This window comes from Streptosporangium sp. NBC_01469, from assembly GCF_036227305.1.
Classification (GTDB): domain Bacteria; phylum Actinomycetota; class Actinomycetes; order Streptosporangiales; family Streptosporangiaceae; genus Streptosporangium.
Map to the genome: position 1 here is coordinate 4,331,896 of NZ_CP109465.1, position 26,444 is coordinate 4,358,339.

Sequence of the window (26,444 nt, forward strand, 5' to 3'; positions counted from 1 at the left end):
GTCGCGAGCACCGGAAAGCATTCGAAAGGTGAAATCATGACGACGAGCGAGCCGCCGACCGAACGGATCACGGCTTCAACCCGTGAGGACATGCTCCTGCCCTGGCTGACGACAGTGGTCGGCGTGACCTGGCAACTCCCCTTGGCTGACGAACGAGTATGGAAAGGGTGTGGCGAACGCGTGCCGGGTGGGTAAAGATTGATACGTCCCGGCGCCCACCATCCCCGGAGGTCCTGAATGCGCTCCACCCGGTTACTCTCGGTCGGTCTGGCGCTGATGATAGTGGCCTCAGGATGTGCTTCCGATCCTTCCCTGAAGGACGCGGCAGCAGAGCTTCAGAAGGACACGCAGCGCCTGGAAACCGACGACGTCTTCAAGAACCCGCTCAAAAAACTGCGCATCCTACAGCGCCCAGACAAGAATCTTCCATGTGGTGGAGAGAACGTTAAGCGGGTGCTCCGGGCAACGGCCGACTATACGCGTGCCGACCAATCGCTGGACTCTCATCTAGACCAGGCGCAGAGACTTATGGAGAACACTCTTTCCCAAGTCCTGGATTACAAGGTGGAGTACGACATCAGTCAGGTAGACGCCCCCGAGGGGCGATTCATCTCTGGTAGGAAAGAGGTCGGGGTTATGGTGAATGTATATGTGGCACCGGAGGCGCCGACCTGGCGGCTGCATGCGGAGACCCCCTGCCTGCCGCAGTGAGACAAGCTTTTGTGTTAATTCGGGGTCTTCAGTAGATTCTCGGCTAGGTCGCTGGTCTGGAATCGCGAGGAGTTTTCAACCTTTTCATCTAGCTTCCCGTTGCTGTCCATCCAGCCATCGTAAGCATCCAGCTTTATTTGAAGTAGCTGTTCCCACTTCTTGTTGCCGGTGGCCTCGCGCCTAGCCTCGGCCGCGAGTTCGTCATATGTTTTGAGAGTTCCGGTGGTTGCGCTGAGGAGCTCATTGGGAGGTTCGCTCGCCGGGTAGCCGCCACTGTGGAGAAGGTATGCCATCTCGTACTTCATGCGTTTGGCCAGGTCGCCCCGGATTTCGGTAGCCGCTTGGACCTGTGTCTCGAAACTGTCGGCCCACTTATCCGATAGGCCGCTGACGATGTAAGCCTGGGCGAACTCCCAGCCAACTTCAGCGACCGGCTTCACGAAGCCAATCCCGCCGAGCATCAAACCGACGGTGTTCTTGGTGATGTCCCGGGTCATATCGGCGATAGCGTCTTCTTCGCCGAGCACGTCTTTTGCTGTCTTGAACGCGACGCTGCCGAAGTCGCCGAACATTACTGAGGCCTTGCCGAAGTATTCGGTGTTGCCCTGTGCGTCCAGCCTGGCAGCGCCCAGCAAGGTGTCATGGCGCAACTTCGCCACCGTCGAGTCGAACGCGTCAGCGACCTTGTCCTCTCCGACGAAGGTTTTCATGAATTGATAGGTGTCGCCGGGACTTAGGTAGAACGCGGGGGTCACCCCGGGGAAGGCTTCCCAATGTTCGGGGATTTGCATGCCGGAGGAACGGTCGGCGGCTCTGTCGAAGCGTCCGCCCGAGACCAGTTCATGGACATACGAATTCGCGATCACGCCCATGGAATCCTTGGCAGGCCATGGCAGGTCGGCGCCGAAGGAGCCTGCGACTTTTATCAGGTCCAGGGCGAAGGCTGCGGCCTCCGGGCTGTGCTGACCGGCCTTCTCGGTCTTGGCCTCGGTGCCCGCCTCCATCGCCCGGCCGAAGGCGTCGGCCACCTCGTCCCCGGTGCTCGCGCCCTTGGCGTAGTCGAGGAACAGCTTCATCTTGTCGGGCTGGCTGAGCTTGATGTCGGTCCCGCCCATCTTGGCGAAAGCGTCCCGTACGGCCGCGCCGTCTCCGTCGAGCAGCTCCAGGCCCATGGCGACCAGGTCGTCAGGCAGGTCGTACTTCTTGCCCCCCAGGGAGCCGGCGCGCCACTCCTGTCCGGGCCTCTTGGCGAACTCGTCCAGGACCAGCGCGCGGGCCGCCGCGCTGCGGATGGAGGAAGGGGCGTTCGCGCCCTTGAACAGCGCGAGCCGGTTCCACGCGACGATATTGCCGTCGACCGGCTTGACCAGGTCGTCTCTGACCTTGGCGAACGCTGGAATGAGGGTGGGAGCGTTCAGGGCCGCGCCGAGGGCCTTGCTGAAGGTTTCCAGGTCCTTCTGGGCGGTCTTGCTACCGGTGACCGCGAGGATGCTGGGCAGGCTGTCGCGGACTTTTGGAGACAGCAGGGCGAAGAAGGCGGCGGCGGCCTGGGGGTTGTCGGCGAGTTTGGCGACGTCGTCGATGTGCTCGTGGATGAGCTTGGCCTGCGACTCGCCGTGGAAGTTCACGAGAATGTCCTCGCCGTACATCCTGGCCAGGCCCTGGGCGAGGTCGAAGTCCTTCAACTCGTCGGGGAGGCGGACGAGCCCCTGCCCGCCCGCCGCCATCGAGACCGCGCCGCCCGCCCCGCCCAGCTCAGGGGCGCCGTTGCCCAGGGCATTGATCAGGTCGATCCGGCCGTGGAGCATGGAGACCTGGGTCCGGCCCCAGTCGGCGATGTCTGCGATCTCCCGCAGCGCGGGGACGCTGATCCCGTTCTGGCCGAGCTTCCTGTCGAACTCCTCGCGGAACGCGGTCAGCCGGTCGGCGGCGCCGCCCAGGGAGGTGGCGAGCTGCCCCATCTGCTCGGGGTCGATGCCGCAGAACTCGGCGGTCGGTGCCATGGAACGCTCCCCCTCATGGTCATGACGGTCACGTGCGTCCGGCCATCTCCCGGCGCATGGCGTTCGCCTCGGCCTCGGTCACCAGCGGAGGAGAGCGGCGCAGCTCCTCCTCGACCGCGTCCACCACGTTCTGGGCGAGCCGTCCGAGCCGTTGGTGCCGGTCTTCCAGCTCGGTGGTCCAAGTGGTGGCCGTCGGCCCCGTCCACACCTGTCCCGACCGCATCGCCGAGGAGGCGCGCTGGTATGCCTGCCGAACCTCGTGAGCCCGCTCCTCGGCCTCCACGAGCAGTTGCCTCAGCCGCTCGTGCCGGGGACTGGGCACCATCCGCTCGGCCACGCCGCCCCCGTCCTCTCCTGACCCCTGATGGAAGAGAAAGTCGAATACCACAGTAGGTATTGATCATCCATGTCGACAAGGCCCCGAGGCCGCCGAGATCGCGTTTCGGGCGCCGTACCCGTGCCCGTGGTCGAGAGAGCCAACAGCCCGACATCTCGGTCATTCCATCTCATGCCAAACCGACTACTCCACCCAACAGCACCGGGGTAACGAATGACACTGTTCGAAGCTCACATCGACGCGATAGAAAATGCTGCCAAGGCCGCATTATGGGTGTGCTTCATAGCTACTTTCGTGCTGCTCCTCACCGGCCATGTGAACATGTCCATGGCCATAGTTATCGCGGTCGTCTGGATATCCCGCGCCACCCTGTACCACATCAAGGAGACCCGGGCACGCTGGGACGACAAGGCCGCCGAAGAAGGGGAGCTGCGGCGTGAGCAGCGGCATGCGAACCGCGAACGGGAGCTGCTCCTCCAGATCCGGCGGCTACAGCGGCCGGAGGGCCGTGGCGACGGGTCATCCGTCGGCGGCCCATGAGCCATACCGCTCGTCCTCCCGTGGCCGCCCGCCGCTCCACGGATGAAAACATTCATTGCGCACCCTATAGATCTTTTTCTGCGAGCTCTTTAAGGATCAGTCAGATGAATTCGACCCGGTTCGAGGAGAACGCGCTGGAGCCCTATGGGCTGCTGTCCGTCTTCTGCGGCACCTTGTGCAGGCGGGCGAGCATGTCGACCACGAGTTGGGGCTTCCGAGGTGCAAAAGCCCCGCCAGGACGCACCTGGCGGGGCTTCGGACTTGCGGTCGCTCACTCCGGTTCGACCCACATCAGACGATTACGACGCGGTCCATTCGAAGTGGCGGGAACGCACTCAGTTATCCCGTTACCAGCTCACGCATTCGCGCGATTAGATCGCGAGATCCAAGATCCTCCGACAGTCGGACAAGCTGTGCGTAATATTCTTCGCTAATCGACAACTCGTCCTCGTAAATCCATGAGCACATGGTGTCGAAAGCTAGGGCGAACTCTCCGGCCGTCAGAAGGTCACGCACATCGACTACGACCGAAGATGCAGTGATGGGCGATCCCTCTAGTAGTTCTTCGATCTTGGCGATGTACTCAACAGCTTCCACTGCGCCTCCATCAGGGCCGGTACGGGAAACCGGTTACAATTCGATCCGTTGCAGGTTCATAAATGACCCTGATGTTCGCACCGTCCACCGCTCCTTCTATCTTCCACCGCGACGGATCCCCGTTCCTCGTGTACAGGGCTCCATTTCGGCCTGTCTGCTGCGTCCTAACGCTGTTCGGACTCGTCGCCACGTCGACAACACTGTCAAGGATCTTGTCGGTGTCCCAGCCGCGCGGGAAAACAGTCTTCCCCGGCTGTCCCGGCCACTGACGTTGCCGTCAAGAACCCCAGAAGCCCCACCGGGCAAGCTCGGTGGGGCTTCATCGGCGGAATTGGAACTCCCGTTTGATCGAAGCTGTCGAGAGTCAAACACCACACCCATGATAACCCGCACAGGGCCATCCACGGAGAATCCCGCGTAATCTTCCCCTGTGCCTTTTGGCTAGATCACCTACAGTTCATACGGGTAGAGCTGAATTTCGGGAGCCTGGAAGGAAATTAGACCCTCCACGGAAAGCTCCGACCTTCGATTCGGGATTTCAATCAGGAGGATAGCCGTTCCCACTCTGATCTCTATGACTGAATCGTCACTATCGTTGAATCTGACAACTTCGCCCGTAATGAGGGCGACAGGCTCCGCCCCGGCGGCCTCCGAGAGGGAAGTAACACCCGAGGGGACTGCCGCCCACTCTGCGACCTCCTCCGGAACCTCGATCTCGATATCGAATTGACCCGTCTTAGCGGGATTCGACCCCATCCAGCGGCCAGATGCGACGCCGGACTCACACCTGAAGCGCACGATCCCCTGCGAAGAGTCCAGGACCTGCAGAACTTCCACTCTCATCATTTCACCCCCCAATCGGGGGCCGTACTTCACGCTCTTGGAGACCGTGTATCGCTCCCTTCAGGCAACGATCGTCGTCAAGGACCTCTTAGGACGCGGTCTTTATGGAGCGCGAGACCGCCTGCGGCCAGTTGAGTTCAGACAAAGTGATCCGGTTGGCACCCAAAAAGCCCCCGGAGACGGAGCCGCTTTTTTGAAAACAGAGTGAAGACCCCGGCAATCGTCAACACCAGATCGACGCTTCTTGTCGTCGTAGACAGAACCGACCCTTCAGTGCAAACTACCCGCTCGATCTTCGAACCTCGACACGTCCGGAGCAGTCCCAAATCAGGACACCCCGTCCTGGTGCACCGTATGGCAGGACGCCAGTGATGCCGAAATCCTCGTGCCGCCTGCCGAGCTTTCAAATGTTTTAATTCGGTGCTATATATCCGTAGGAGCATCCATCGAGACGGCATGAGCGGTCTAAGCGGCGATTTTGGCGTTCAAATAGGCGCAAGCCTCGGCTGGGGAATAGGAGCCATCGCCCCGTTATTCTTCCCATGTGCTGCTATCCGTTTTCTAATCAGTCCCCCGAAAGGGGCCGAACTTCGACGGCGAACGGGCATCACCGTTATCCTCATGCCACTGAAAATGAGTAGCAGTTACAAAGTCAGGACCTCCGTTGATTAGAAATATCTTCCCATATTCTGGCATGAGGATATCGGCTTTCGGAAACTTAATGTCAATTGGTGAGGAAAATTCCTCTACTGTTAGGCGATCGTATTGTGAGTCGACCTGCATCCGCTCGACGTTACTGAAAAGCAGGTCAATTCTTTTATGAGAATCGTTGGTAACGATACTCCTTAGCAATAGCTGTGAATAGCTTACGGTGTAGTGCCAGAGTCGAAATTCTCGCTCCCAGCTAACTATCTTTGCCATCTCGCTCTTTCAGAAGTCGGGGCGTGGAACATCAACTACTTTTCCGCCGCGATAGAAAGTAATACTACCCCAGTCCCGATAACCTCTCCGCACCGAGTCCCCAATGATTTTCATCTCGCGTTCTGTTGTAAACCAATTGTTGCCACCTCCCCGCTTGTATGCCGTTTTAAAGGCGAGGGCTGGATTGTCTTCGTGATCGAAACCGTCAAGGTTGACATGAATTCGCTTTCCGGGATTATGGAAAGCTAAATCTCGTACAGCCCCGAGTGCTCCGTCTTTGGTTTTGTCAAGGAAGTGAGTGAGTCCACGCGAACTCGCGAAATTGCGGAGGTCGCCTTCTTTTCTGATGCCGAGAGCTACCTCACAGTCGCCCGAGTTGTGTACGAGCACCGGCATGTTGCTGGCTAGTACATAGTACGTGTGGATGTCGGCAACGGTGAGGTTGTGAACACGCTGCTTGTGAACGAGTCGAGTCTCTACAGCCGAGACCTGTGTAAATGTACCCGTTCCGGTGCGGAGCCACATACCCGCCTTGAGTTGATCGGCATCGACCCAGCGGCGCTCGAACTCAACCCAGAACGGGTGTTGGTCTGTCGCTAGGACCGCCCCGCTCTTGCCAGACTTGCCGTCGTCGGTAATTACGCTGATCTGCACAAGCCGCTTTTCACCTGCACTGCCGATCAGAGCGGTTACGGGCTTGGCCTCGGTCTTACCGGTGTACGGATCCGTCGCGAGAACCTTGTCTCCGACCTTGATCTTTTCAATCGGCTTGGAAGAGCCGTCGGCCATGAGGACCTTGGTCCCCGGGACAAAACTGCTACATCCGCTCCTCTTTTTCCGGCCAGGCTTTAAAGCTTCTGATGCGGCATCAGTACATGCTCTGGACCTATCGTTTTCCGCACACGCCGCAACCATCTCGACGGTGTCCGCCATCCCCCCTATCCAAAGATCAAGGAACCCCAGAGCAAGGTCTTCGGCAGGAGGGGTGCCCTTCTTGCAGGTACCTCCGGAAGAGCAGTCCAGGTAAACCATAGGGGCATTTTTGCTGGCCTCCTTCTCCTTTCTCTTTTCCTCTTTCCACTTCTTGGCCTTCCTCGTGGACTCCTTGTATTCCTTGTCTTTCTTCCGGGTGATCTTCGCTTCTTTGCGGTCGGAGGCATGGGCGGCCTTCAGCGCTGCTGCTTTCTTCTTCGCGTTCTTCTGGTTGTGCGCCTGGGTGTACTGCATGGCGCTCTTGGTGGGGCAGTCGCCGGGGCGGCATGCGGCTTGGCCGTCGGGGTCGGAGAAGCCGATGGGGTTGTTGCCGGCGTAGCTGTAGGGGTTGGCGAACTGCGGGTTGCGCAGGTCCAGGAGCGGGTCGGTGGAGATGAACTTGGCGATGGCCGGGTCGTAGTAGCGCGCGGAGAGGTAGGTCAGATCAGTGGAGGCGTCTTCGGTCTTGCCGAGGAAGCCGCGGTCGGTGAAGGGCAGGTCGTCGCCGCCGCGGCGTTTACCGAAGGGGGTGTAGCGTTCACGGCTGATCTGGCCGGTGGCGTCGTTGACGGCGAGCTGGTTGCTGCCGTGCAGCCCCGACAGCATCCAGGTGAGACCGGTGGAGGTGCGTAGGGCAACGGTGGAGCCGTCGGCGGCGGCGTAGTAGCGCTTGGCACTAACCGCTCCGCCGGCCAGGGTGAGTTCCATCGCCCCCAGATAGAGGGTGGTCGCGCCGCCGGGGTCGCGGCGGATCAGGCGTTCGCCGGCGGCGTCGTAGACCATGGAGGTCTGCTGGCCGTCGACGACGGCTTGGGTGAGCCGGCCGAGCTCGTCCCAGTCGAAGGTGGCCTGTTTGCCCGCGACGGTGCGGCCGGTCATCTGCCCCGCGTTGTCGTAGGTGTAGGTGTCGGTGCCGCCGGGCCGGGTGATGGAGGTGACCGCGTTCGGCCGCACCGTGCCGGTGGGGTAGGTGTAGGTGGCGGCCTGGCCGTTGTCGGTCAGGGTGGTGATGTTGCCGACCGTGTCGTAGCCGTAGGCCTGGTTGTAGGGGTCGAGACCTTGGCCGTCGGCGGGGCTCGCGCAGGAGGCGCCGGTGGTGGTGAACGCGGCGCTCAGGCGGCGGCGGGCGTCGTAGGTGTAGCACTCCGACTGGCCGGCGGTGCCGTTCGGGACGGCGGAGGCGGCGTCCAGGATCCGGGTGATCTGGGCGGCGGTGTCGTAGAAGAACTCGTCGTTTTGCGCGGTGACCGGGGCCGGGGTGTCGGCCTTGGTGACGGTGGTGACCCGCTTGAGCAACCCGGTGGCGTCATCCCAGGTCAGGGCTCGTTTGAGCTGGCCTGCGGCGCCGTGAGCGCGGTCGTTCAGGCGGGCGGTGGCGGTGTAGGTGGTGTCCTTGACGTAGGTGAAGCCGCCGCCGTGGTTGGAGCTGAGGGTCTTGGGCAGGCCCAGGTCGGTATAGCCGAAGGTGAGCTTCTCGGCCGCCAGGCCACCGGCGGTGGGCAGGTTCTGCTCGATCAGGTTGCCCGCGGCGTCGTAGCCGGAGGTGAAGGCGTACTCGCCGCCGAGCAGCCCTTCGCTGCCGGGGATGGTCACCTTGGAACCGGTCACGCGATAGTCGGCGTCATAACCGGTGACGGTCTGGGTGTAGGCCTGGCCGCCGGTGTAGCGGACCGCCGCGGTCGGCCGGCCCTTGGCAGGAGTGTCGTAGGTCCATTCGGCGAGCTTGGTACCGGTGCTCGCCTCCCCTGACCACTGGGTGGTCCGCCGTCCCAGGTCGTCGTAGGTGTAGGAGACCTTCTGGTTCTTGCCGTTGATGTTCCAGGTCAGGTTTCCGGCCGCGTCATAGCCGGAGGAGGAGGCGCCGGCGTCGGGGTCGGTGGCGGCGGTGCGTCGGCCCAGCCAGTCGAAGGTGAAGGTGCGGATCTTGCCCTTGGCGTCGGTGATCGTGGTGAGGTTGCCGTCCAGGTCGTAGCCGTAGACGGTGTCGTGATGGGTGGTCGCGTCCACCCATTCCTCGACCTTGACCGCCTGGCCGAAGGCGTCCAGCACATTAACGGTCTTGGCGCCGACCGGCGGGATCGTCTCGGTTCGGTCGGCGCCGGGGTAGGCGGTGGTGGTGCGGCGCAACTCGGTGCCCAGGTGGTAGTCGACAGCCGCGACCGGCCGTTCCTGGCCGTCGTAGAAAGTCTTGGACCACTGCGGCAAGCTGGTCAGCGCCGGATTCAGCAACCCGGATCCGGCCGAGGCGGCGTTGTGCACCGGATCAGACACCGTCGCCACCAGGCCACGCGCGTCATAGGCGGTGACGGACACCACCCGTCCTCCGGCCGGAGAAGTGGCCTGGGCCTCGCGCTGGCGGCCGAACCCGTCGTCGAAGGTGTGCGAGGTCAGCCATTTCGCACCGCTGCCGGTACCTGATAGCAGCCGATTGACCGTGGTCTTGGCCGGAGCGGTACCGGTCAGCTCATAGGTCATGCTCGCGGTGGGCGTGCCGCCACCACGCGGCTGACTCGGCCCCCAGGCTCTGATGGACCGGCCGAGGGCGTCGTAGTCAATCTCGGTTTTCCTGGTGTTGGCATCGACGATCGAGACGACCGCCCCGTGTACGTGGGAGGTGCGTGTGGTCGTGGTGTAACCAAGCGGGTTGGTGACGCTCACCCCGATGTGCGGCCAGCCGACGGCTGGGCTGTAGACGGTGCTGGTGGTCTTGTTGCGCGGATCCACGCTGGTCAGGATGCGGCCGTAGTCGTCGTAGGTGGCCTTGCCCACCGACAGAGTGCTGGCGTTGGCGTAGGAGCGGCTCTCGGTGACGTTGCCGTCGGTGGGTTTGTTGGTGGCCGGGTCGGTGCCGCCGTCATACAGCGCGATCGACTTGCCGATCAGCGTCCCGGCCGTGCAGTCGTCCCCGGCGCGGCTTTCCGTCACCGACGGGTAGTCGATCATCCACTGGCCGGAGTCGGTGTTGCGGGCGTAGGTGATCGACACGCACGAGTTGTCGGTCGTGACGCCGTCTTGGCCGTAGTCGTTGACCTTGTTCGGCAGGCCGTCGGCGTTGTAGGCGGTCTTCTCGTCGGTGTAGCGCCACGAACCGTTCGCGAGGAGTTCGCGGCCGCGTTCGCGGGTGGTCAGCACCTTGACCGGGTCATGCACCCCCGGGCCGGTACCGGCCGCGACGAGGGAGTACTCATACCTCGTTCCGTCGACCTCGGCGAAGGCGTGCGGGCTCAGCGAGGTCAGCTTCCAGCTCTGCTCTTGCAACACCCGGCCCTGCAGGGCGCGGACGTCGCTGACCGTGCTGCCCTCGAAGTTCGTGACCGTACCTCCCATGCCGCGCAGGAAGGTGGCGGAGGTGACGGTGTAGCCGGTTGGGTCGGTGCCTGAGCCTTGGGTGGTGCGGACGGTGGCGTACCCGCGCCAGTCGGTCGAGGGCGGCGACAGCCCCGGTTCGGCGTACTCCACCGGGGCGGCCCAGCCCGGCGTGCCCAGGTACTCGTAGCTGTTGACCATGTCCGGGGAGGCGGCGACCACGTCGCGTTCGGTGACCTTGGTGACCAGCTGCTTGTAGTACAGCGTCCAGGCCTCGTTGCCGCTCTCACTCATGTCGACCTTGTAGCAGTCGCCGGTGTGGTCGGCGTGGTAGTTGGTGCCGTCGCGGCCCTTGCCGCCCGAGCATGGGTCGGCCTGGCCGTAGGCGACCTCGACGCGCCCGCCCATCCCGTTGGCGATCGCGCCGATCCGCGGCACCATCCGCCACGACAGGTACTGCGTCCAGTCCGAGACGTCGTCGTAGACCATCTTCCCGGCCAGCATGACGGCGTCGAAGTCAGTCGCCGGTAGCGTGGCCGAGCCTCCCCCGGCCAGACCGGTGTGCTGCGCGGTATCCAGCCACAGCACCGGGTCGTACGGTGCGCCGAAGTCGGTGCGGGTGTAGACCCACGCGTAACTCAGATCCAGGCGGTCCACCGGATCCCAGCCGCCGGCGGCGTTCAGCGACTCGGTCAGCACCGAGTTCAGCCTGCGGGTGGAGTAGAAGGCCAGCGCCCCGTTGGCGCAGCCCACCTGAACGTCGCATCTGAGGTCGGTCGGCACGTCGGTGGTGCCCCGGTCGGCGGTGGTCAGCGTGGTGCGGGCGGTCGGCACGCTGCCGGCCACCTGCGTGTTGTGGCCCCACTCGGCCTTGGCCAGGAACCCGCCCCGGTCATAGGGCAGCACCCGGTAGATCTCGTGGAAACAGCTGGGCAGGCAGAAGTAGTTGGTCTCGCGCTCGTAGGTGTAGTCGATGACGTTCTCGTCGGCGTCGATCTCCTGGTCCAGGTTCCAGCGCCACACCCCGGTACAGGTCGGCGGGATCGCATCGGCCAGGTAGCGGTCATAACACGGCTCGCCCGAATCGTTGCCGACATAGGGCACCTGCCACTGGGCGTCTTTGCGGAAGCCGAACCGGGAGACCTGCCCGTCGGTGGAAGTGATCTTCCAGTACGCCTGGCTGTCGGCGCCACCGGGCAGCTGCTCGATCTTCCAGCCGAAGTCCGGCACCGTCTTCCACAACCCCGAGACCCGGTCCTTGACGATCTGCGCCGAACGGCTGCCCAGGTTGAGCACCAGCTCCGACTGCGTCATGTCGGTGGTGGAGGCGTCGTTGTCGTTGGCGTCCGGCGACTCCCAGCACAACGCCTTGCCGAACGTGCCGGTCTCTTGGGCTGTCCAGATCAGATCGGCTTGCTCGTTGTAGAAGTTGTCCACGACGCAGCGGCGAAAGCGGCGCTCGATGAACCCGGCGTTCAGCTCCCAGCCCGCTCCCACCGCACTGGACTGGTTGTTGGTCCAGTTGCCCTGACCATCGACGGAGGAGGCGTCATAGCCCAGCGACAGATCCGGGCCGTTACCGGCCGGTGACGGCGCCTCGGGCAGCGGGTAGTCATAGCTGAAACCGCCGCCGGAGGTACCGGCCTGCCAGGTGCCGGACGGTTTGAGATCGGTGGCGCCGAAGTTCCCGTCCGGACCGGTCAAACCGGCGGCCATCAGATACACCGACCCCTCGGCCAGCTGCTTGGCCGCCGTCGCCTCGGCCGCGACCTTGGCCGCGGCTTTCGCATCGCCCTTCGCCGCAGCGGGCACCTTGACCGGAGTGCTCTGACCGATCTCCACCTCGGCGACCAGCACGCCGGCCTTGAGATCGTTGGACGCCTTCACCACCTGCGGCTGAATCACACAACCGCGCGGGCGCGGCGTCTGAACCGCACAGGCGGGCAGCCGCAGAATCTGCAGACGGCCGGCGAAGTTACCGCCGAACCCGTCCCGGAAATCCGCGTAGGAGAACTCCGCTCGCACCTTCCCCGGCTGATCACCGCCGTCGGCCCGCTCGAACCGGGCCGCCACCCCGACCCCGCTCAGCGTACGCACCACCTCGGCCGACAACGTCTGCACCTTCACCGCGCCGGTACCGGTACCGGAGTCCACCGCCCCTATCCGAACCGGCAGCTCACCGGCCCGCACCAACGCGGATGTCACCTCCACCTCGGCACTGCCCGCCTTGGGCCACACCGGAGGCTTCGGCTTCACCACCGGCGCGCTCTCCTCGGCCCCCTTGGCAGCCTTGGGTTTCGGCACGGCGCGCCCGTCCACCGACGGCTCGGGATCGGAGCCGGGAACGGCTGCGGCCGCTGGTTGAACCAGGCGTTCGGGAACTCCCACCCCGGAGATCAAAACCGCCATCACCACCCCGATCACCAGGGCAATCAGACGAAATCGCACGCGCCGAACCCGCATCCCGAACCCTTCCGCAGGCACGCTGACGCAGACCCCGGACCCGGGGCCGTCACACATCAGCGAGCAGATAAAGAGCAAACAAGAGGACGATCACCGTGGATGTTGATCGAGATGACAAGAGCAGTCAACCCGCGGGAAAGTGTCTTACCGGTTACCCGGGGCAATGGCCCGCCGTGATGCCGCGCCGTTGAGACCTTGTTAACCCTGGTCAAGATCACGTCTGCGGATACGAGCTAATTGGATGACATCTAGCGAAATTCGCTAATGTGACTTACCTCACTCCAAAGACCGAAAATGTGATTTTGTGAGGGTGTTGACCGGAAACTATACTGACGATGATTAGGCGGACGTTACACAAAGGCCGCCTATCACTGCAGGTAAGAGGTGTGATCACGAGTTACGTCGAGCTTTCGGATTCAGTAGGCATTGATTCCAGCCGGTCGAATAAATCGATCTTCCTGAAGTGGATCTTGAAGCGTGACGGGCTCAGCCCTCGTGACACATGGTGACCATGAAGGGTCGAGGGGTACGCGTAGGCCGCTCGCGTTTGAAGATCGTGAGGAGGCCTCACGATGCCTGGTGGCGAAAATGTCCGGAAAGGACATGGCGGCGCACTTCGCTGGGCTCCGTGCTGAACGGACTCGCTGGGCGGGGAGGGGCTACGCTTCACACTCCACCTCACAGTAAATCGAGGGCCCACGAACCGTGCCGCCTGTCCTCCGGCGAGCGCCTGTGGAATGTCGTGGTCTGCCCCTACAGTGATCGGCATGAGCGGTGAGACGGTGCTCGAACGCCCCGACGAGGCTCGGATCCGGGACGAGCTGGAGGAGCTGGTCGTCCATGATCTCCACGGTCCCTTCGGTGACGAGGGGGAGGAGTTCAAGGAGCGCCCGACCGATCGTTACATCCTGGGCAGGCTCGCCCCCGACGGTGAGCTGATCGAGCCGGACCTGATGGACGACGCCGCCGACACCGACGGCGCCGACGTGGGTGAGGACGAGGCCGAGCCGTCCGTCCTGACCGTCGCCAGCATGATGCCCTCCGCCCTGGGCTGCACGGTCTTCGTGGACGGTGACACGGCCGAGCTGAAGGTGACCGGCCACTGGGCGCGTTACAAGCGCGTCGAGAACCCCGATGGCGCGGCGGGCGGGCGGGTCTGGCATCGGGTGCCCGACTCGGGGGCCGTGCGGCTGGCCCTCAGGGAGGGGCGGCTCGATCCGGAGCGCATGCCCTCCGACGAGCATGTGGTGGTCCGTGGCCGGGCGCGCCGTCATGACGGCGGCTGGCTGGTCTCCGTCTTTCTGGTCAACACCACGCCCCGGCCCGAGAGGCTGGAGGGCGCGGCATGGCTGTTCCAGGTGCGGATGGGCGTCACCGCCGTGGACGACGGGCCGATCTTCCGGGCCCGGCCCGACACGTTCGGTGGCGGTGACGAGATCGATCGTGGCGAGCAGCGGCGGCTGGCCATGGCCTACCGGTTCCATCCGGAGTTCGCGATCGGCCACGGGGTAGGGGTGACGGCGCGGCGGGCGCCGGACGACCCGATGCGGGCGGTGGAGGTCGAGACGCGGGCCGTGCCGACCCACGAGATCCCGTCCACCGGCGTGCCCGACCCGGGAAACGATCCGGACCTGCCGGAGCTGGCCGATCTGGTGCTGGACATGGAGGTGCTTCGCGGCCTGCCGGCCGACGCGCTGCGCAGAGGGTTGTCGCCGCTGGTCACGGGGTACCGGGCCTGGATCGCCCGGCAGGAGAAGCGCCTCTCCGACCCCGGCGAGCGGCTCGTGCCGTACGGGAAGACGCCCGGTGAGGCGCTGGCCACGGCACGCAGGGCGGCCGACCGGATCGAGGCCGGGATCGACCTGCTCACCGGAGACGAGAACGCGCGCGACGAGAACGCGCTCAAGGCCTTCCGGTTCGCCAACGAGGCGATGTACCTGCAGCGTGTGCACACGCTGGCGGCGGCCGTACGACGGAAGACCCCCACCAGAACGCTCGAAGACGCGCTGAGAGAGGTCGGCACGCCGGAGAACCACAGGTGGCGCCCGTTCCAGCTCGCGTTCATGTTGCTGAACCTGCCCGCGCTGGCCGACCCCGGGCACGCCGAGCGCGGTGCCGACGAGAGCGACGGCGACGCCGTGGCCGACCTGCTCTGGTTCCCCACCGGTGGCGGCAAGACCGAGGCGTATCTCGGTCTGACCGCGTTCACGCTGGCGATCCGCAGGCTCAGCCCGGCGCTTGGCGGCTACGACCCGTCGGCGGGCGTGGCGGTGCTGATGCGCTACACGCTTCGGCTGCTCACCATCCAGCAGTTCCAGCGCGCCACCGCGTTGATCTGCGCGTGTGAGCATCTGCGCCGCGGTGACGAGACCGTGTGGGGGACGACACCGTTCCGGATCGGCCTCTGGGTCGGCGCGCGGGTGACGCCCAACAAGACCGACGACGCAGGCGAGTGGCTGAAGCAGCTCCGCAAGGCCGGGAAACGGGGGTTCGTGCGGGCCGTCGGCTCACCGCACCAGCTGACCGGTTGCCCGTGGTGCGGCGAGGTGCTGGAGGCGGGCATCAACATCGCGGTCGATCCGACCCGGCGCCGCACCCAGGTCTTCTGCAACAACCTCTACTGCGACTTCAACGACGTCACCAACCCCGAGGGTCTTCCGGTCGTCCTGGTCGACGAGGAGATCTACCGGCTGCTGCCCAGCCTCATCATCGCGACGGTGGACAAGTTCGCCCAGCTCCCGTGGCGTGGTGAGACCCAGGCGCTGTTCGGCCGGGTCAGGCAGCGGTGTGAGCGGCACGGATACGTGACGGAGGACACCGGGGCCAACGACTGGGAGCTGTCGTCGGCGTCCACCCGGCATCCCGCCAAGGGGCTGCTCCCGTCCGCGCGGATCGTCGACGTGTCGCGCATCCGGCCGCCGGACCTGATCATCCAGGACGAGCTGCATCTGATCTCCGGCCCGCTGGGGTCCCTGGCCGGGCTGTACGAGGCGGCCGTCGACCGGCTCGCCACCTGGGAGCTCCCTGGCGGCAGGCGGGTCAGGCCCAAGGTCATCGCCTCGACCGCGACCGTACGCCGGGCACAGCAGCAGATCGGGGCGCTCTTCGACCGGCGGACCGAGATCTTCCCGCCCCCGGGGCTGGACATCGGCGACAACTTCTTTTCCCGACAGCGCCCGGTGGATCCGGCGGCACCCGGGCATCGGCCCGGCCGCCGCTACGTTGGCATCTGCGCGCACGGCGTCCGCAACAAGTCGGTGCTGATCCGGGTGTACGTCGCCGTGCTCGGCGCGGCCCAGACCCTGCACGACAGGTACGGGCGCAATCGTGTCACCGACCCCTACATGACCCTGGTCGGCTACTTCAACAGCCTGCGCGACCTGGGCGCGATGCGCCGCATGGTGGAGGACGACGTCTCCACCCGCCTGTCGCGGGCCGAGGATCGTGGGTTCTCCCGTCGCTGGGATCCGGTCGTCAAGGAGCTGACCTCCCGGCTGTCGTCCTCGGACATCCCGGTCGTGCTCGACCACCTGGAGCAGGCGTTCACCGACGACCGCGAGGAGCGCAGGCGCCGCCCGATCGACATCCTGCTGGCCACCAACATGATCGCTGTCGGTGTCGACGTGTCCCGCCTCGGCGTGATGGTCGTCTCCAACCAGCCGAAGTCCGCCGCCGAGTACATCCAGGCCACCAGCCGGGTCGGCCGTGCCGCGCCGGGCCTGGTGTTCACGGTCTACAACTGGGCTCGGCCGCGTGACCTGTCGCACTACGAGACGTTCGAGCATTTCCACGCCACCGTCTACCGGCACGTGGAGGCGCTGTCGGTGACACCGTTCGCCGACCGCGCGGTCGACCGCGGGCTGACCGGGGTGCTGGTGTCCCTGGTGCGCAACCTGGAGTTCTCGTACAACGGCAACCTGCGCGCCGGACAGTTCGACCGGGCCGGTGAGCTGGCCGACCACGTGGTGCGGTTCCTCAAGCGCCGGGCCCGGGAGGTCACCGCGGAGAACCGGGTGGGCGTCGAGGTCGAACGCCACCTGGACGCCCGGCTCGACCAGTGGCACAACGAACGCCGGGTGCCGGGCAGGCGGCTGGCCTACAACGACAGGGCGCCGGGAGTGCCCGGGGACGCGGCCGGTCTGCTGCGCCGCCCGGAGGACGGGCGCTGGCGGCCGATGACGTGCCCGACCTCGCTGCGGGACGTCGAGCCGGGGGTGCGCCTGCTGCTCCTGCCCGAGGACGACCACCTCGCCATCACCCAGGAACCGCCGTTCACGGCCGGAGGGAGCGCCTCATGACCGGGTCGAGTCTGCGGGTCGGCGAACTGCGCCCCAATCAACTCCTGCACACCTACGGTGTGGGGGCGGTCGCCGACATGCCCAACCTGTCAGTGATGGTGTGCGGGCTGGACGAGTGGGATCCGTCCAAGACCCGGGTGGTCCCCGAGGAGCGACTGCTCGCGGCGGTGCGGGCGAAGCTGCGGGCGCCGGTGGAGGCGTTGCGTACCCCTCCCTACGTCCCCGAGTCGTCCGACCCCTTCGGTGAGTGGACCCGCGTGGGAGTGCCCGTCACCCTGTTCCCACGCTGGCTGCGCTGCACCAACCCCAAGTGCGGACTCCTGGCCCCGGTGGAGACCGGCCTGTTCGAGCTTCTCCCGCACGCGTTCTCTCCGGACCGGATCCGCTACGTGCACGGCTGCCGGGGCAACGGCGGAGGCCGTCCCACCGCGGTGCCCGCCCGGTTCGTCCTCGCCTGCGTCCACGGGCACCTCGACGACTTCCCCTGGTTGTTCTTCGCCCACAGCGGGATCGTCCCCGAGTACGGCGGGCACACCCTCACCCTTGAGGAGAAGGGCACCACGGGTGACGCGGCGAGTCTGTGGGTCCGGTGCTCGTGCGGTGTCCCGCCCCGGTCGATGGCGCAGGCGATCGGCGAGAAGATGGTCCCGAACCTGCCGCGGTGCCGGGGCCGCCACCCGCACCTGCGGTCCGAGCAGTTCCAGGGCTGTGGCGAGGAGACCCGGACGATCGGTCTGGGCGCCACCAACAGCTGGTTCGGCATGCAGCTCAGGGCCTTCACCCTGCCGCAGGCCGACATGGAGGTGGACCAGCGGGTCGCCGAGCTGTGGAAGATGCTGAAGCTGGCGGCGCTGCTCCCCGAGGGGGACGGCAAGGAACTGCTTCCCAACCTGCAATGCTGGTCGGAGCTGGAGCAGTACGGCGTCGACGAGGTCTGGAAGGCGATTCGGCGGCACACAGAGAGCTCCGATGACGACGACCAGGGTGACGACCTGGATCTGATGACCCCCGAATGGAACGCCTTCACCCGCGCCCTGCCGGTCAGGCTGCCCGACTTCACGACCGAGAAGGAGCGGCCCCCCGCCGACGGCAAACGGTGGCTGGAGGAGGTCGTCCTGGTCACCCGGTTGCGCCAGGTGTCGGCCCTGTACGGCTTCACCCGGATCGACGCCCCCGAATGGGGAGAGGACGGGGGCGACGCGGGTTTCGCGCCGATCTCCATCGCCAGGCCCACGTGGGTGCCGTGCGCGGAGATGCGGGGCGAGGGCATCTTCCTGCGTTTCCGGGAGGAGGAGCTGGCCGCCTGGCAGCGACGTCCCGACGTCCGCAGACGCCGGAGACAGCTCCGTGAGGGACATGACAGGTGGCGGGGCCGGCGCCGGCTCGAACCGGGCCACTGGCCGGGTATCCGCTATCTGCTGTTGCATACCTTCGCCCACGCCCTCATCCGGGAGTTCGCCCTGGAGAGCGGCTACAGCGCCGCAGGCATCGGCGAACGGATCTACTCCGGAACCGGTGCGCAACCCATGGCCGGGGTGCTGCTGTACACCGCCGCCCCCGACAGCGAGGGCACGCTGGGCGGTCTGGTGTCCCTGGGTCGCCGAGACCGCCTCGGCACGCTCATCGAGCAGGCGCTGGACGCCGCACGGCTGTGCAGCTCCGATCCGCTCTGCTCCGAACGCGATCCCCGCGAACACGGACACCTGTACGGCTCGGCGTGCCACGCCTGCCTGTTCGCGTCCGAGACCTCATGCGAACGGGGCAACCACTACCTGGACCGGGCCCTGCTCGTCGACACCGTCAGCGACCTCGGCATCGGATTCCTGGCCACGCGGTGAACGACCTGCCCGCCGTCATCGCCGCGCTCGCGCGGGAGCTCCCCGAAGGCCACGTACGGGCATGGGCGCAGATCCTGCGCGGGCATCCTGCACCGCATCCCGCGGTCCGGGGACTGCTGACCCGGGCCAGGACCGGGGCCGTCATGGGGGCCAGAGCGGCCCGGCTCGTCGCCGCCTGGTCGGCGGCCGACCCTCCGCCGCCGGGTTCGGCGGTGGCACTGGCGCTGGAGACCGCGTCCCGGATGCACGGTGAGACCCACCGGCACAGGACCGACGTCGTGGTCAGCGGACCGCACAGCGACGAGGTCCCCGTCCGGCTGACCAGCTCGGTCATCATCGAGGTGATCCGCGCCAGCCGCACGTCGCTGCTCGTGGTGAGTTTCGCCGCGTTCGGTGTCGCCGAGGTGGCGCGGGAACTGGCCAGGGCGGCCGGGCGGGGTGTTCGGGTCGATCTGGTGCTGGAAGGCAGCATTGAGGACGGCGGTGCGTTGCGTGGCACGCCCACCGAGCCTTTCGAAGCGCTCCGTTCGCTGGCCACGTTCTGGGCCTGGGCGGACAGGCCGAAAACCGGTGGTTCGGTTCCGGCGCTGCACGCGAAGGTCGTCGCCGCAGATGAGGACGTCGCGTTGCTCGGCAGCGCGAACCTCACCGATCGGGCGCTCGCCCACAACCTCGAAGTCGGCGTCGTCCTCCGAGATCCCGACGTGGTGCGCAGGCTCGTCAGGCATTTCCGCGCGCTCATGCGGCCCGAGGACGGTCCGCTACGTCCTACGGGGTGAGGTTCACCGTGCTCCACTGGGTGACGGTCAGCCGCGCTCCAGCACGGTGAACCCGCGCACAGCCTCCAGCTGCGTCCTGCTCGCCGTCCGCACGAGCACGCCGTTCATGCGAACTTTCAGTCCGAAATCATGGGCACGGGTCGCGGAGCTGTAGTCCTCGCCTCCAAGACGGATCCAGATCCGCCGCCGGGTGCGTCGCTCTGATCCGCGTATGGTCGCCATTCCCTGGACCACCACCCAGCCGAGTTGCTCCGGGGTGGTCCGCTCCAGCTTGAAGATCGTGCCGGTGACCTCTGCCTCCTGCTCCTGTCGCTCGTGTCCGAGATCCTCTCCGGCCTGGGTGAGCATGGCTATCTCCGGTTCGGAAAAACGGATGGCCGAGGTCCGCACACCGGTGGGAAGCGTGCTCGCCCACGAGAACTGGATCTTGAACGGCCGGTCCCGGTCCATTCCGCCGAACAGGGCCAGCGCGCGGCAGAGCGTCACCGAGATGCCCTCACCCACCCGGTCGGCGAACGGCGAGAGATCAGAGCTTTCCGACGCCTCGATCGCGGATGTCTTGGCCGTACGGATCGTGTCGTAGAGACGTAACAGCACCCGGCGGGAGAACGGCGTGTCCAGGGAGAACAAGGCCCCGTTCTCCGGCCGCAGATCCAGGGGGACCTCGGCGGTGATCACATAACTGCCTTCACGGGGTGGGCGCAGCCGTACGTGGCGGGGGAACTCCTCCACGGTCCGGGATTTTCGATTCGGCAGTATCAGCCGGGGTTCGCCGTCCACGGCGTAAGCCCCCGCGATGTACAGCCACCGGAGTCCCTCATAGGCATCGACGGCATCGGCCACCGAGGTCGTTCCCGGAGGTCCTTCCGGATAAGTGGTGAAGTGCTGGGAATCGATGTCTTTGGCGGTGACGTCACGGAGGATCTCCGGTTGTGGCCGTTGCTCGGCCTCACTGAGCACCTGGAAGAGACTCACCATGCGTGGCAGGTAGTCGCGCATCCCCTCATCGCCAGGGAGGAGGACTTCGAACTCCCTGTCCGTGTCGTCCAGCACCCAGAGGCGGGAACGACCGATGACGTCACTGTCCAGCCAGCCGGAATTGGCGAGATAGACGGAGACCTCTTCCGGGCGCAGGCCCGCGAGAGCGTCCAGATACCCCTGTCCGAGATTCATGACGCCTCCGGGCGGATCATAAGCCTCAGCAGTGCTGCCGGCGTCACATGGTTCGCCCGTGGCAGCCTGACGGTCTTGGACTTCTGGCCGGTTCCGACAATGGGCGTGTGGTCCTCCAACGAGACCCAGTAACCGCGATGGCGGACTCTGAGCTCGGTGTCTTCCTCCTCCGCGTGAATGTAGTCACAGGGGTCTTGGGGTACGTGAATCACGATGAGGTAGCGCGGCGTGTCGAAGCCGGTGCCTGCGAGCTCGTTGAAATGTTTCGCCGCAAGGGAGTAGGTCAGTTCCTTGTTGTCTGCGTACTCCGGCTTGCGAACCGTCTTGACCTGCACGTCGATCTGGGGCCGATACCGTGTGCCGCGTGCCTTTGGGTAGTTGAGGAACAGGTCGATTCCGTCGACGTCCGGTTGCGGCTTGGCGACCGTCAGCCCCGCGCTCGCTGCGATCAGGCTCACGTAGGACTCGCCGTACCATCCTTGAAGGATGTTGTGATCGATCGGCAGATCCGGCCTCCTCGCCGATCGGCCCGGCCAGCCGGGTCAGCCCAGTGCCACGACTTCCTCTGAGGAAAGTACTGCGTTGAAGCGCCTTTGAAAAGATCTTCGCGGGAAAAGGGAAAACTTTAATCTCGGCATGGTGGGCCAAACCTCATTCGAGCAGGATTTCTGGCACTCATCCCGGTAAGGATGCAAATGCCAGTGTCCGAGATGAGGAGGCGACGTGGCCATTCGACTCTCGGTCATGCCCCTGACACCTGTCACCCTCGGAAGCTTCGACGGGGCGCTGGGGCGTACCGCGCGCGGGCCGGAGACGCGGTACCGCAGGATGTCCCGGTGCTCGTACTCTCCGTCAAGGTGGATTTGGATTGTTTCACGGTGTGGCGTCCAGGGCGTCGCGGGCGTCCATGAGGGCGAAGCCGAGCAGGTTCAGGCCCCGCCAGGTGGTGGGGGAGGCGGCGCGTTCGTCGTCGGCGGCGAGTCCGATGCCCCAGATCCGGTCGACGGGGCTGGCCTCGACCAGGACGCGGGAGCGGGTGCCGAGCAGGAAGTCCTTCATCTCGGGGTGTTCGCCGAACTTGGCGATGTTGCCGCGCACCACGATCCCGTAGCGGTGCTCGTCCCACACGGCCCCGTCGAAGCCGCGGACCTCGCGGCCGAGTTTCTTGGCCTCGCCGGGGTGCTCGGCGGCGAGGATCCGCGCGGCCGTCTCACCGTCGCCGAACAGCCATGCCTTGTGCGCCATCATGTAGTGCTCGGCCGACCGGAAGTCGTGCCCCTCCGAGGTGAAGGTGGCCTCCCACCACTGGCTGAGGCACCCGGCGCCGACTCCGCCGTCACGCGGCGGCCGGTGGCCCCAGAAGAACAGGTAACGCAACCGCTCGCCGTCCCGCTCGGCGGCGACGGCCTCGGCGACCGAGCGGGGCGTTCTGATGAGATCGGACACCGGTACACCGTGTCATGGGCGGCCGTCGGACGGCCACCGGGTTACCGGCTCGACGGGAACAGACGGGAACAGACGGGAACAGGGGGCGCGGCGCCCGTCACGAATGGTCGAGCGAGGGCGAGAAGGAGACGGGGCCGCCGGAGGTGTGGACGGTCATCCTCCCCTCGGAGAGGGTGACCTCCGGGTCTCCGGTGCCCGGGACGACCAGGGTCAGCAGGGAGGAGGCCGGAGGGGAGAGTACCGTCGCGGTGTCCGCCTTCCTGAGGTAGCCGGTCGAGATCTCGCAGGCCAGCACCTCCTGGCCGCCGACCGGCCGGAGGGAGGGCATCGCGAGTTGCAGCAGCGTCGCCCGCCAGTTCCCGTCGGCCAGCACCACCCTGCCGTCGCGGTTGGAGACCACCCTGAGCGACGGGCCGAGGTGCCACAGGTTGCGCAGCGCCGACCCTGCCGGGACCGTGTCCAGTACGGCCATCAGGTCGGCGCCGTGGCAGACCAGGACCGAGCGCGTGCGACTGACACCGTACGCGTCGTCGGTGAGCGTGTAGGACTGGCGGGTGCGGCCCACGGACGAGCTCGCGAGGCGTGTCGCCGTACCCGCACGGAAGGCGGCGTCCACGACGATGGGAACGTTGTGCGCCTCGGGGGAGGCCGTCCACTCCCGGTAGGCCGTTCTCTCGTAGGAGTGGAAACCCGCCTCCACCAGGATGTCCCGGCCGTGGGCGTGATAGGTGACGCCCAGATGGTCCTCGTGGCCGTGCAGGCGGCGCCCGGGGCCGAACCTGATCGAGTAGTAGGCGGATTCCGGGTCGTCCCACGCCGTCCTGCCGAAGACGTAACCGCCGTCGAACACCTTCACCGTGCTCTCCCCGTGCGGGAAACCCTCGGGGCGCGTGTCGGCCGGGCTGTCACCGATCGGCACCAGGCGGCCGTCGGGCTGGGTGGCATGGCTGACGTACGTCTCCAGCGATGTCCGCCGCGCGGCGAGACCGGCGGGGATCTCGGCCCCGCACCTCTCGATCGCCTCCATGGCCGTCTCCAGCCGCCGGTGAACGTAGACGCCGTATCTCGGAGCCTGCTCGTGCAGCGCCCCCTGCGCGTCGATGGAGAGTTCCGCCGACTCGGCCATCCGCCGGATGGCCAGGTCCTTCCACCGTTCCCGCCCAAGACGGCAGCCGATCGCCAGCAGCGCGATGTCCTGGTCCAGGCCGTGGTTGTGGCCCCGGCGGTAGAGCGCGGGGTCGGACAGGATCCCGGCGTGCTCGACCAGACTGTCGGACAGCCAGTCGGCACGCACGTACGCGCTGAGGCAGACCAGGGCCGGTGCGCGCAGCGCGACCGGGTGCTCGGCCCAGGCCCAGGGGCTGACACCGTTCCCGCCGCGCGGGTTCTTCCTGACCCAGTCAGCGGCGATCTCCACGGCGCGGGTGAGGTACTCCGGTCTCCCTGACCGCTCGTACTCCCCGACCAGCCGTCCCATCCATCTCAGCGCGTGCAGGTTCAGTGCCCAGGAACGGTTGCGGTACGGGTCGAGGCACCAGTCGATGTCCGGGTCCAGGTCGACGGGGGGCAGGCCGACGAACGTGACCCGGCCCCGCATGACCTCGGCCACTTTGATCGCTGGGAACCGCCCGGCCGGGTAGACGACCGGGCCGTCCGCTGTCGCGAGGGAGGACGGGGCGGGACGGTTCGCGATCAGGCCGAGGGCCCCGCGGGCATGCTGAAACAAGTGATCGCTCCAAAGGGTGCTGGTACGGGCGTCTTCACGCCCGCGGAACGTGCGCCGGGGCGGGCGTGGCTGAACGGGGGCGGCCGGGGCCCGAGCTCCGCCGGTCTCACACCGGTGCGGGCTCCACGAACCGGTGGGGAAGGTCGGCGGACATGGCCGGGCCACGGGTGCCCGGAGACGACGACCGGCCGGCCCGCCGTGGTCCGGAGAGGATGCCGGACCGGGTCGGCGCGGCCCGGAGACGGCGGGTGGGCCACGGGAGTGTGGAAACGATGGCCGGTCCGGTGAGGGCGGATGGGTTACGGGAGTGTGGAGACGAGGGCCGGTCCGGCGTGGTTCGGCGAGGGCGGGTGGGTTATGGGGGTGTGGGACGGGGTCGGGCCGGCGCGGCCCGGAGACGGCAGGTGGGTTACGGGAGTGCGGGCGGGGTGGGTCTGTCGTCCGTCCAGCCCGCCTCCAGGACCACCTCGACCTCGTCCCCCACGGCCCCCGGGCCGCCCCCCGTGTCGGTCGAGGACAGCACCCGGGAGCTGGCGACGTCGATGATCAGCGTCCGCTGGACGGGGATGGGGACGGGGACGGCCGGGGAGGTTCGTACGGTGAAGGAGAACGCGGCCCCCTTCCGGCCCCGCTCGTCCGTCGCCGTACCCAGGTAGCGGACGTTCGGCAGCTCCGCCAGGGCCCGGTAGGCGGCCGCCCGAACCTCGGGCGACGACGGCTTGCTCCACAGCAGGCCGCTGAGCGCGTCCGCCAGGACACCGCCGTCAGGGCCGTCCGGCGCGTCTCGCACCATCCCGGAGATCCGGTCCTTCAGGACGGCGGGGTCGGCCGGGAGCTCCCGGATCTGCTCGAAGGTCATGTCGTGACCGGCCATGCTGAAAGCCGCCCTGCCGGTGACGGCCCTGAGCAGGCCTTCGCCCGGCGACGCGGACAGCGCTCCTCCCTCGCCCTGTGACGGGCCTCGTGAGGAGCTTTGCGAAGGGTCCTGTGAGGAGCTTTGCGAAGGGTCCTGTGACGGGCTTTGCGAAGGGTCCTGTGACGGGCCTCGCGACGAGTCCCGTGACGGGCCTCGCGACGGATCCTGTGACGGATTCCGTGACGGGTCCTGTGGCGGATTCCGCGGCGGGTTCCATGACGGGGCCACACCCCTCCACTCGGTGGGAGACCCGTCACGGCGCCACGCCTCCGTGTCGGCCTCGCTCCCCGGGCGCGCCCCCAGCGCCCGGGAACCGGCCCAGATCCTGCCGTCCCTGGCGGCCCACTGCTCGGTGAGCCACGACTCCACCACCCGGTAGCGGTTCTCGCCCCTTCCCAACGGCTCCGGGTGCGTTCTGCGGTGCAGCTTCCTGACGCGCCAGTACGCGCCCGTCGTCGCGGGATCGGCCTCCGCCCTGGTCGCCGCCGCGAGGAGGACAGACCGTCCGGAGATCTCCGGGGTCGGGCTCCCGGTCGTCGCCGGGACGGTCACCGCCACCGCTACGGTCACGGCCACGGCGGTGGCGAGACCGGTCACCGCCATCGTCCACGGAAATCGGCGACGGCGACGGGGTTCGGCCTCCAGCCGCTCGAACACCCTGGCCTTGAGGAACGGGTCGGCCTGCGGCTCGCCGTACAGCTCACGGACCCTGTCCAGCTCATCCATGATCGGTCTCCTCGGGTTCGAGCATGGGATTGGTGCCACCCAGCGCGGTGCGCAGCTTTTTCCTGGCTCGGTTCAGGCGTGACCCGACGGTTCCGTACGGGATGCCCAGGGCGCTGGAGATCTCCTCGTGGCTGAGCCCGGCCAGGGCCACGAGGAGCAGGACGTCGCGGTCTCGCCGGTGGAGCCCGGCCAGGGCCGTTGCCAGGCTCGGCCGCAGGCTCTCCGCGCTGACCCGCGCCGCGACCCGTTCCTCGTGCCCGGGGAAGTCGGGATCCGGGCCGTGGCGCCCGAGCGCGCGCAGCGTGCGCACCTCGACGCGGCGCTGCTTGCCGATGAGGTTGGTCGCGATGCCGTACAACCACGCCCGCACGCCGGCGCGCGACGGGTCGTAGAGCGCCCGTTTGCGGAACGCGGTGAGAAACGTCTCCGCCACGACGTCCTCCGCGATGTCGGCGCCGAGCCGCTGGGCGACATAGCGGTGGATCTCGTGGAAGTGCAGGTCGAAGATCGCGCTGAACCGCTCGGACTCGACGAGGGAGAGCCGGACGACCTCGGCGTCGTCCGCCGGACGAGCGGTCCAGGACATCGTGGTCACGATGGTCTTCCCGTCATGTGCAACCCTTCGGACGCGATCAGCGGTCACCCTTCATCACCCGATCCGCCGATCTGCTTTCACGGACGACGTCCGCGCGCGACGTTCACGGACTCAGCGGTCACCTTTCATCACCCGATCCGCCGATGTGCTTTCACGCGCGACGTCCGCGCACGACGTCCGCGCACGACGATCACGCACGACGATCACGCACGACGGTTACGGACCACGGTCACGGGCCACGGGCCCGCCGACGG

General features: G+C 66.5%; 17 protein-coding genes and 1 pseudogene. 6 read left to right on the forward strand and 12 right to left on the reverse strand.

Going from position 1 to position 26,444, the window contains the following annotated elements; translation table 11 throughout:
- Nucleotides 1-36: 36 nt before the first annotated feature.
- Together OG587_RS19425 and OG587_RS19430 are read left to right on the forward strand one after the other, a co-directional pair.
- A complete protein-coding gene (locus OG587_RS19425) occupies nucleotides 37-195 on the forward strand; it encodes a hypothetical protein (RefSeq protein ID WP_329092242.1) in 159 nt (52 codons plus the stop codon).
- A 42-nt stretch (nucleotides 196-237) separates the two neighbouring features.
- Nucleotides 238-711, forward strand: a complete 474-nt coding sequence (locus OG587_RS19430; RefSeq protein ID WP_329092244.1) for a hypothetical protein — start codon at nucleotides 238-240, stop codon at nucleotides 709-711.
- A gap of 14 nt (nucleotides 712-725) precedes the next feature.
- Here OG587_RS19430 and OG587_RS19435 read toward each other — a convergent pair whose 3' ends face one another.
- Nucleotides 726-2,714, reverse strand: coding sequence for a hypothetical protein (locus tag OG587_RS19435; protein ID WP_329092246.1), 1,989 nt, complete (start codon nucleotides 2,712-2,714; stop codon nucleotides 726-728).
- 28 nt (nucleotides 2,715-2,742) lie between these two features.
- On the reverse strand, nucleotides 2,743-3,051 hold the full coding sequence (locus OG587_RS19440; RefSeq protein ID WP_329092250.1) for a hypothetical protein: 309 nt from the start codon (nucleotides 3,049-3,051) through the stop codon (nucleotides 2,743-2,745).
- A 213-nt stretch (nucleotides 3,052-3,264) separates the two neighbouring features.
- Between OG587_RS19440 and OG587_RS19445 the strand changes: the two genes are divergently transcribed.
- Entirely contained in the window at nucleotides 3,265-3,591 is a 327-nt protein-coding gene (locus OG587_RS19445) for a hypothetical protein (protein WP_329092252.1), read from the forward strand.
- A gap of 339 nt (nucleotides 3,592-3,930) precedes the next feature.
- Here the strand turns inward: OG587_RS19445 and OG587_RS19450 are convergent, their stop codons facing one another.
- The 4 genes and pseudogenes from OG587_RS19450 to OG587_RS19460 all read right to left on the reverse strand — a co-directional run bounded on the left by OG587_RS19450 (nucleotide 3,931) and on the right by OG587_RS19460 (nucleotide 12,678).
- A complete protein-coding gene (locus tag OG587_RS19450) occupies nucleotides 3,931-4,188 on the reverse strand; it encodes a MafI family immunity protein (RefSeq protein WP_329092254.1) in 258 nt (85 codons plus the stop codon).
- 10 nt (nucleotides 4,189-4,198) lie between these two features.
- Nucleotides 4,199-4,435 (reverse strand): annotated as a pseudogene (locus OG587_RS47200) (EndoU domain-containing protein); the annotation flags it as partial.
- 203 nt (nucleotides 4,436-4,638) lie between these two features.
- On the reverse strand, nucleotides 4,639-5,025 hold the full coding sequence (locus tag OG587_RS19455; protein WP_329092256.1) for a hypothetical protein: 387 nt from the start codon (nucleotides 5,023-5,025) through the stop codon (nucleotides 4,639-4,641).
- A gap of 936 nt (nucleotides 5,026-5,961) precedes the next feature.
- On the reverse strand, nucleotides 5,962-12,678 hold the full coding sequence (locus tag OG587_RS19460; protein ID WP_329092257.1) for a polymorphic toxin-type HINT domain-containing protein: 6,717 nt from the start codon (nucleotides 12,676-12,678) through the stop codon (nucleotides 5,962-5,964).
- A 782-nt stretch (nucleotides 12,679-13,460) separates the two neighbouring features.
- On the opposite strand from OG587_RS19460, the gene drmA reads away from it, so the two are divergent.
- The 3 genes from drmA to drmC are packed head-to-tail and all read left to right on the forward strand — an operon-like array spanning nucleotide 13,461 to nucleotide 19,608.
- Entirely contained in the window at nucleotides 13,461-16,991 is a 3,531-nt protein-coding gene (drmA, locus tag OG587_RS19465) for a DISARM system helicase DrmA (protein WP_329092259.1), read from the forward strand.
- Nucleotides 16,988-18,829: a DUF1998 domain-containing protein gene (locus OG587_RS19470; RefSeq protein ID WP_329092260.1), complete on the forward strand. Its 1,842-nt coding sequence runs from the start codon at nucleotides 16,988-16,990 to the stop codon at nucleotides 18,827-18,829. The genes drmA and OG587_RS19470 overlap by 4 nt, the downstream gene beginning before the upstream one ends.
- Nucleotides 18,826-19,608: a DISARM system phospholipase D-like protein DrmC gene (drmC, locus tag OG587_RS19475; RefSeq protein ID WP_329092263.1), complete on the forward strand. Its 783-nt coding sequence runs from the start codon at nucleotides 18,826-18,828 to the stop codon at nucleotides 19,606-19,608. The genes OG587_RS19470 and drmC overlap by 4 nt, the downstream gene beginning before the upstream one ends.
- 27 nt (nucleotides 19,609-19,635) lie before the next feature.
- Here the strand turns inward: drmC and OG587_RS19480 are convergent, their stop codons facing one another.
- The 6 genes from OG587_RS19480 to OG587_RS19505 form a co-directional block, all read right to left on the reverse strand.
- Nucleotides 19,636-20,781 carry a hypothetical protein gene (locus OG587_RS19480; protein ID WP_329092264.1) on the reverse strand — a complete coding sequence of 382 codons (1,146 nt, stop codon included), beginning with the start codon at nucleotides 20,779-20,781 and terminating at the stop codon, nucleotides 19,636-19,638.
- Nucleotides 20,778-21,239, reverse strand: coding sequence for a DUF4365 domain-containing protein (locus OG587_RS19485; RefSeq protein WP_329092266.1), 462 nt, complete (start codon nucleotides 21,237-21,239; stop codon nucleotides 20,778-20,780). The genes OG587_RS19480 and OG587_RS19485 overlap by 4 nt, the downstream gene beginning before the upstream one ends.
- Nucleotides 21,240-21,654: 415 nt before the next feature.
- On the reverse strand, nucleotides 21,655-22,227 hold the full coding sequence (locus tag OG587_RS19490) for an NADAR family protein (RefSeq protein ID WP_329092268.1): 573 nt from the start codon (nucleotides 22,225-22,227) through the stop codon (nucleotides 21,655-21,657).
- A 97-nt stretch (nucleotides 22,228-22,324) separates the two neighbouring features.
- Entirely contained in the window at nucleotides 22,325-23,953 is a 1,629-nt protein-coding gene (locus OG587_RS19495; protein ID WP_329092270.1) for a heparinase II/III domain-containing protein, read from the reverse strand.
- Between the two features lie 409 nt (nucleotides 23,954-24,362).
- Entirely contained in the window at nucleotides 24,363-25,595 is a 1,233-nt protein-coding gene (locus tag OG587_RS19500) for a hypothetical protein (RefSeq protein WP_329092273.1), read from the reverse strand.
- Nucleotides 25,588-26,181, reverse strand: a complete 594-nt coding sequence (locus tag OG587_RS19505; protein WP_329092275.1) for an RNA polymerase sigma factor — start codon at nucleotides 26,179-26,181, stop codon at nucleotides 25,588-25,590. Before OG587_RS19505 ends, OG587_RS19500 begins: the two co-directional genes overlap by 8 nt.
- Between the last annotated feature and the right edge of the window lie 263 nt (nucleotides 26,182-26,444).

Coding starts and splice junctions, on each gene's coding strand:
- OG587_RS19425 (WP_329092242.1), top strand. CDS start 37: ATGACGACGAGCGAGCCGCCGACCGAACGGATCACGGCTTCAACCCGT.
- OG587_RS19430 (WP_329092244.1), top strand. CDS start 238: ATGCGCTCCACCCGGTTACTCTCGGTCGGTCTGGCGCTGATGATAGTG.
- OG587_RS19435 (WP_329092246.1), bottom strand. CDS start 2,714: ATGGCACCGACCGCCGAGTTCTGCGGCATCGACCCCGAGCAGATGGGG.
- OG587_RS19445 (WP_329092252.1), top strand. CDS start 3,265: ATGACACTGTTCGAAGCTCACATCGACGCGATAGAAAATGCTGCCAAG.
- drmA (WP_329092259.1), top strand. CDS start 13,461: ATGAGCGGTGAGACGGTGCTCGAACGCCCCGACGAGGCTCGGATCCGG.
- OG587_RS19470 (WP_329092260.1), top strand. CDS start 16,988: ATGACCGGGTCGAGTCTGCGGGTCGGCGAACTGCGCCCCAATCAACTC.
- OG587_RS19480 (WP_329092264.1), bottom strand. CDS start 20,781: ATGAATCTCGGACAGGGGTATCTGGACGCTCTCGCGGGCCTGCGCCCG.
- OG587_RS19500 (WP_329092273.1), bottom strand. CDS start 25,595: ATGGATGAGCTGGACAGGGTCCGTGAGCTGTACGGCGAGCCGCAGGCC.
- OG587_RS19505 (WP_329092275.1), bottom strand. CDS start 26,181: ATGTCCTGGACCGCTCGTCCGGCGGACGACGCCGAGGTCGTCCGGCTC.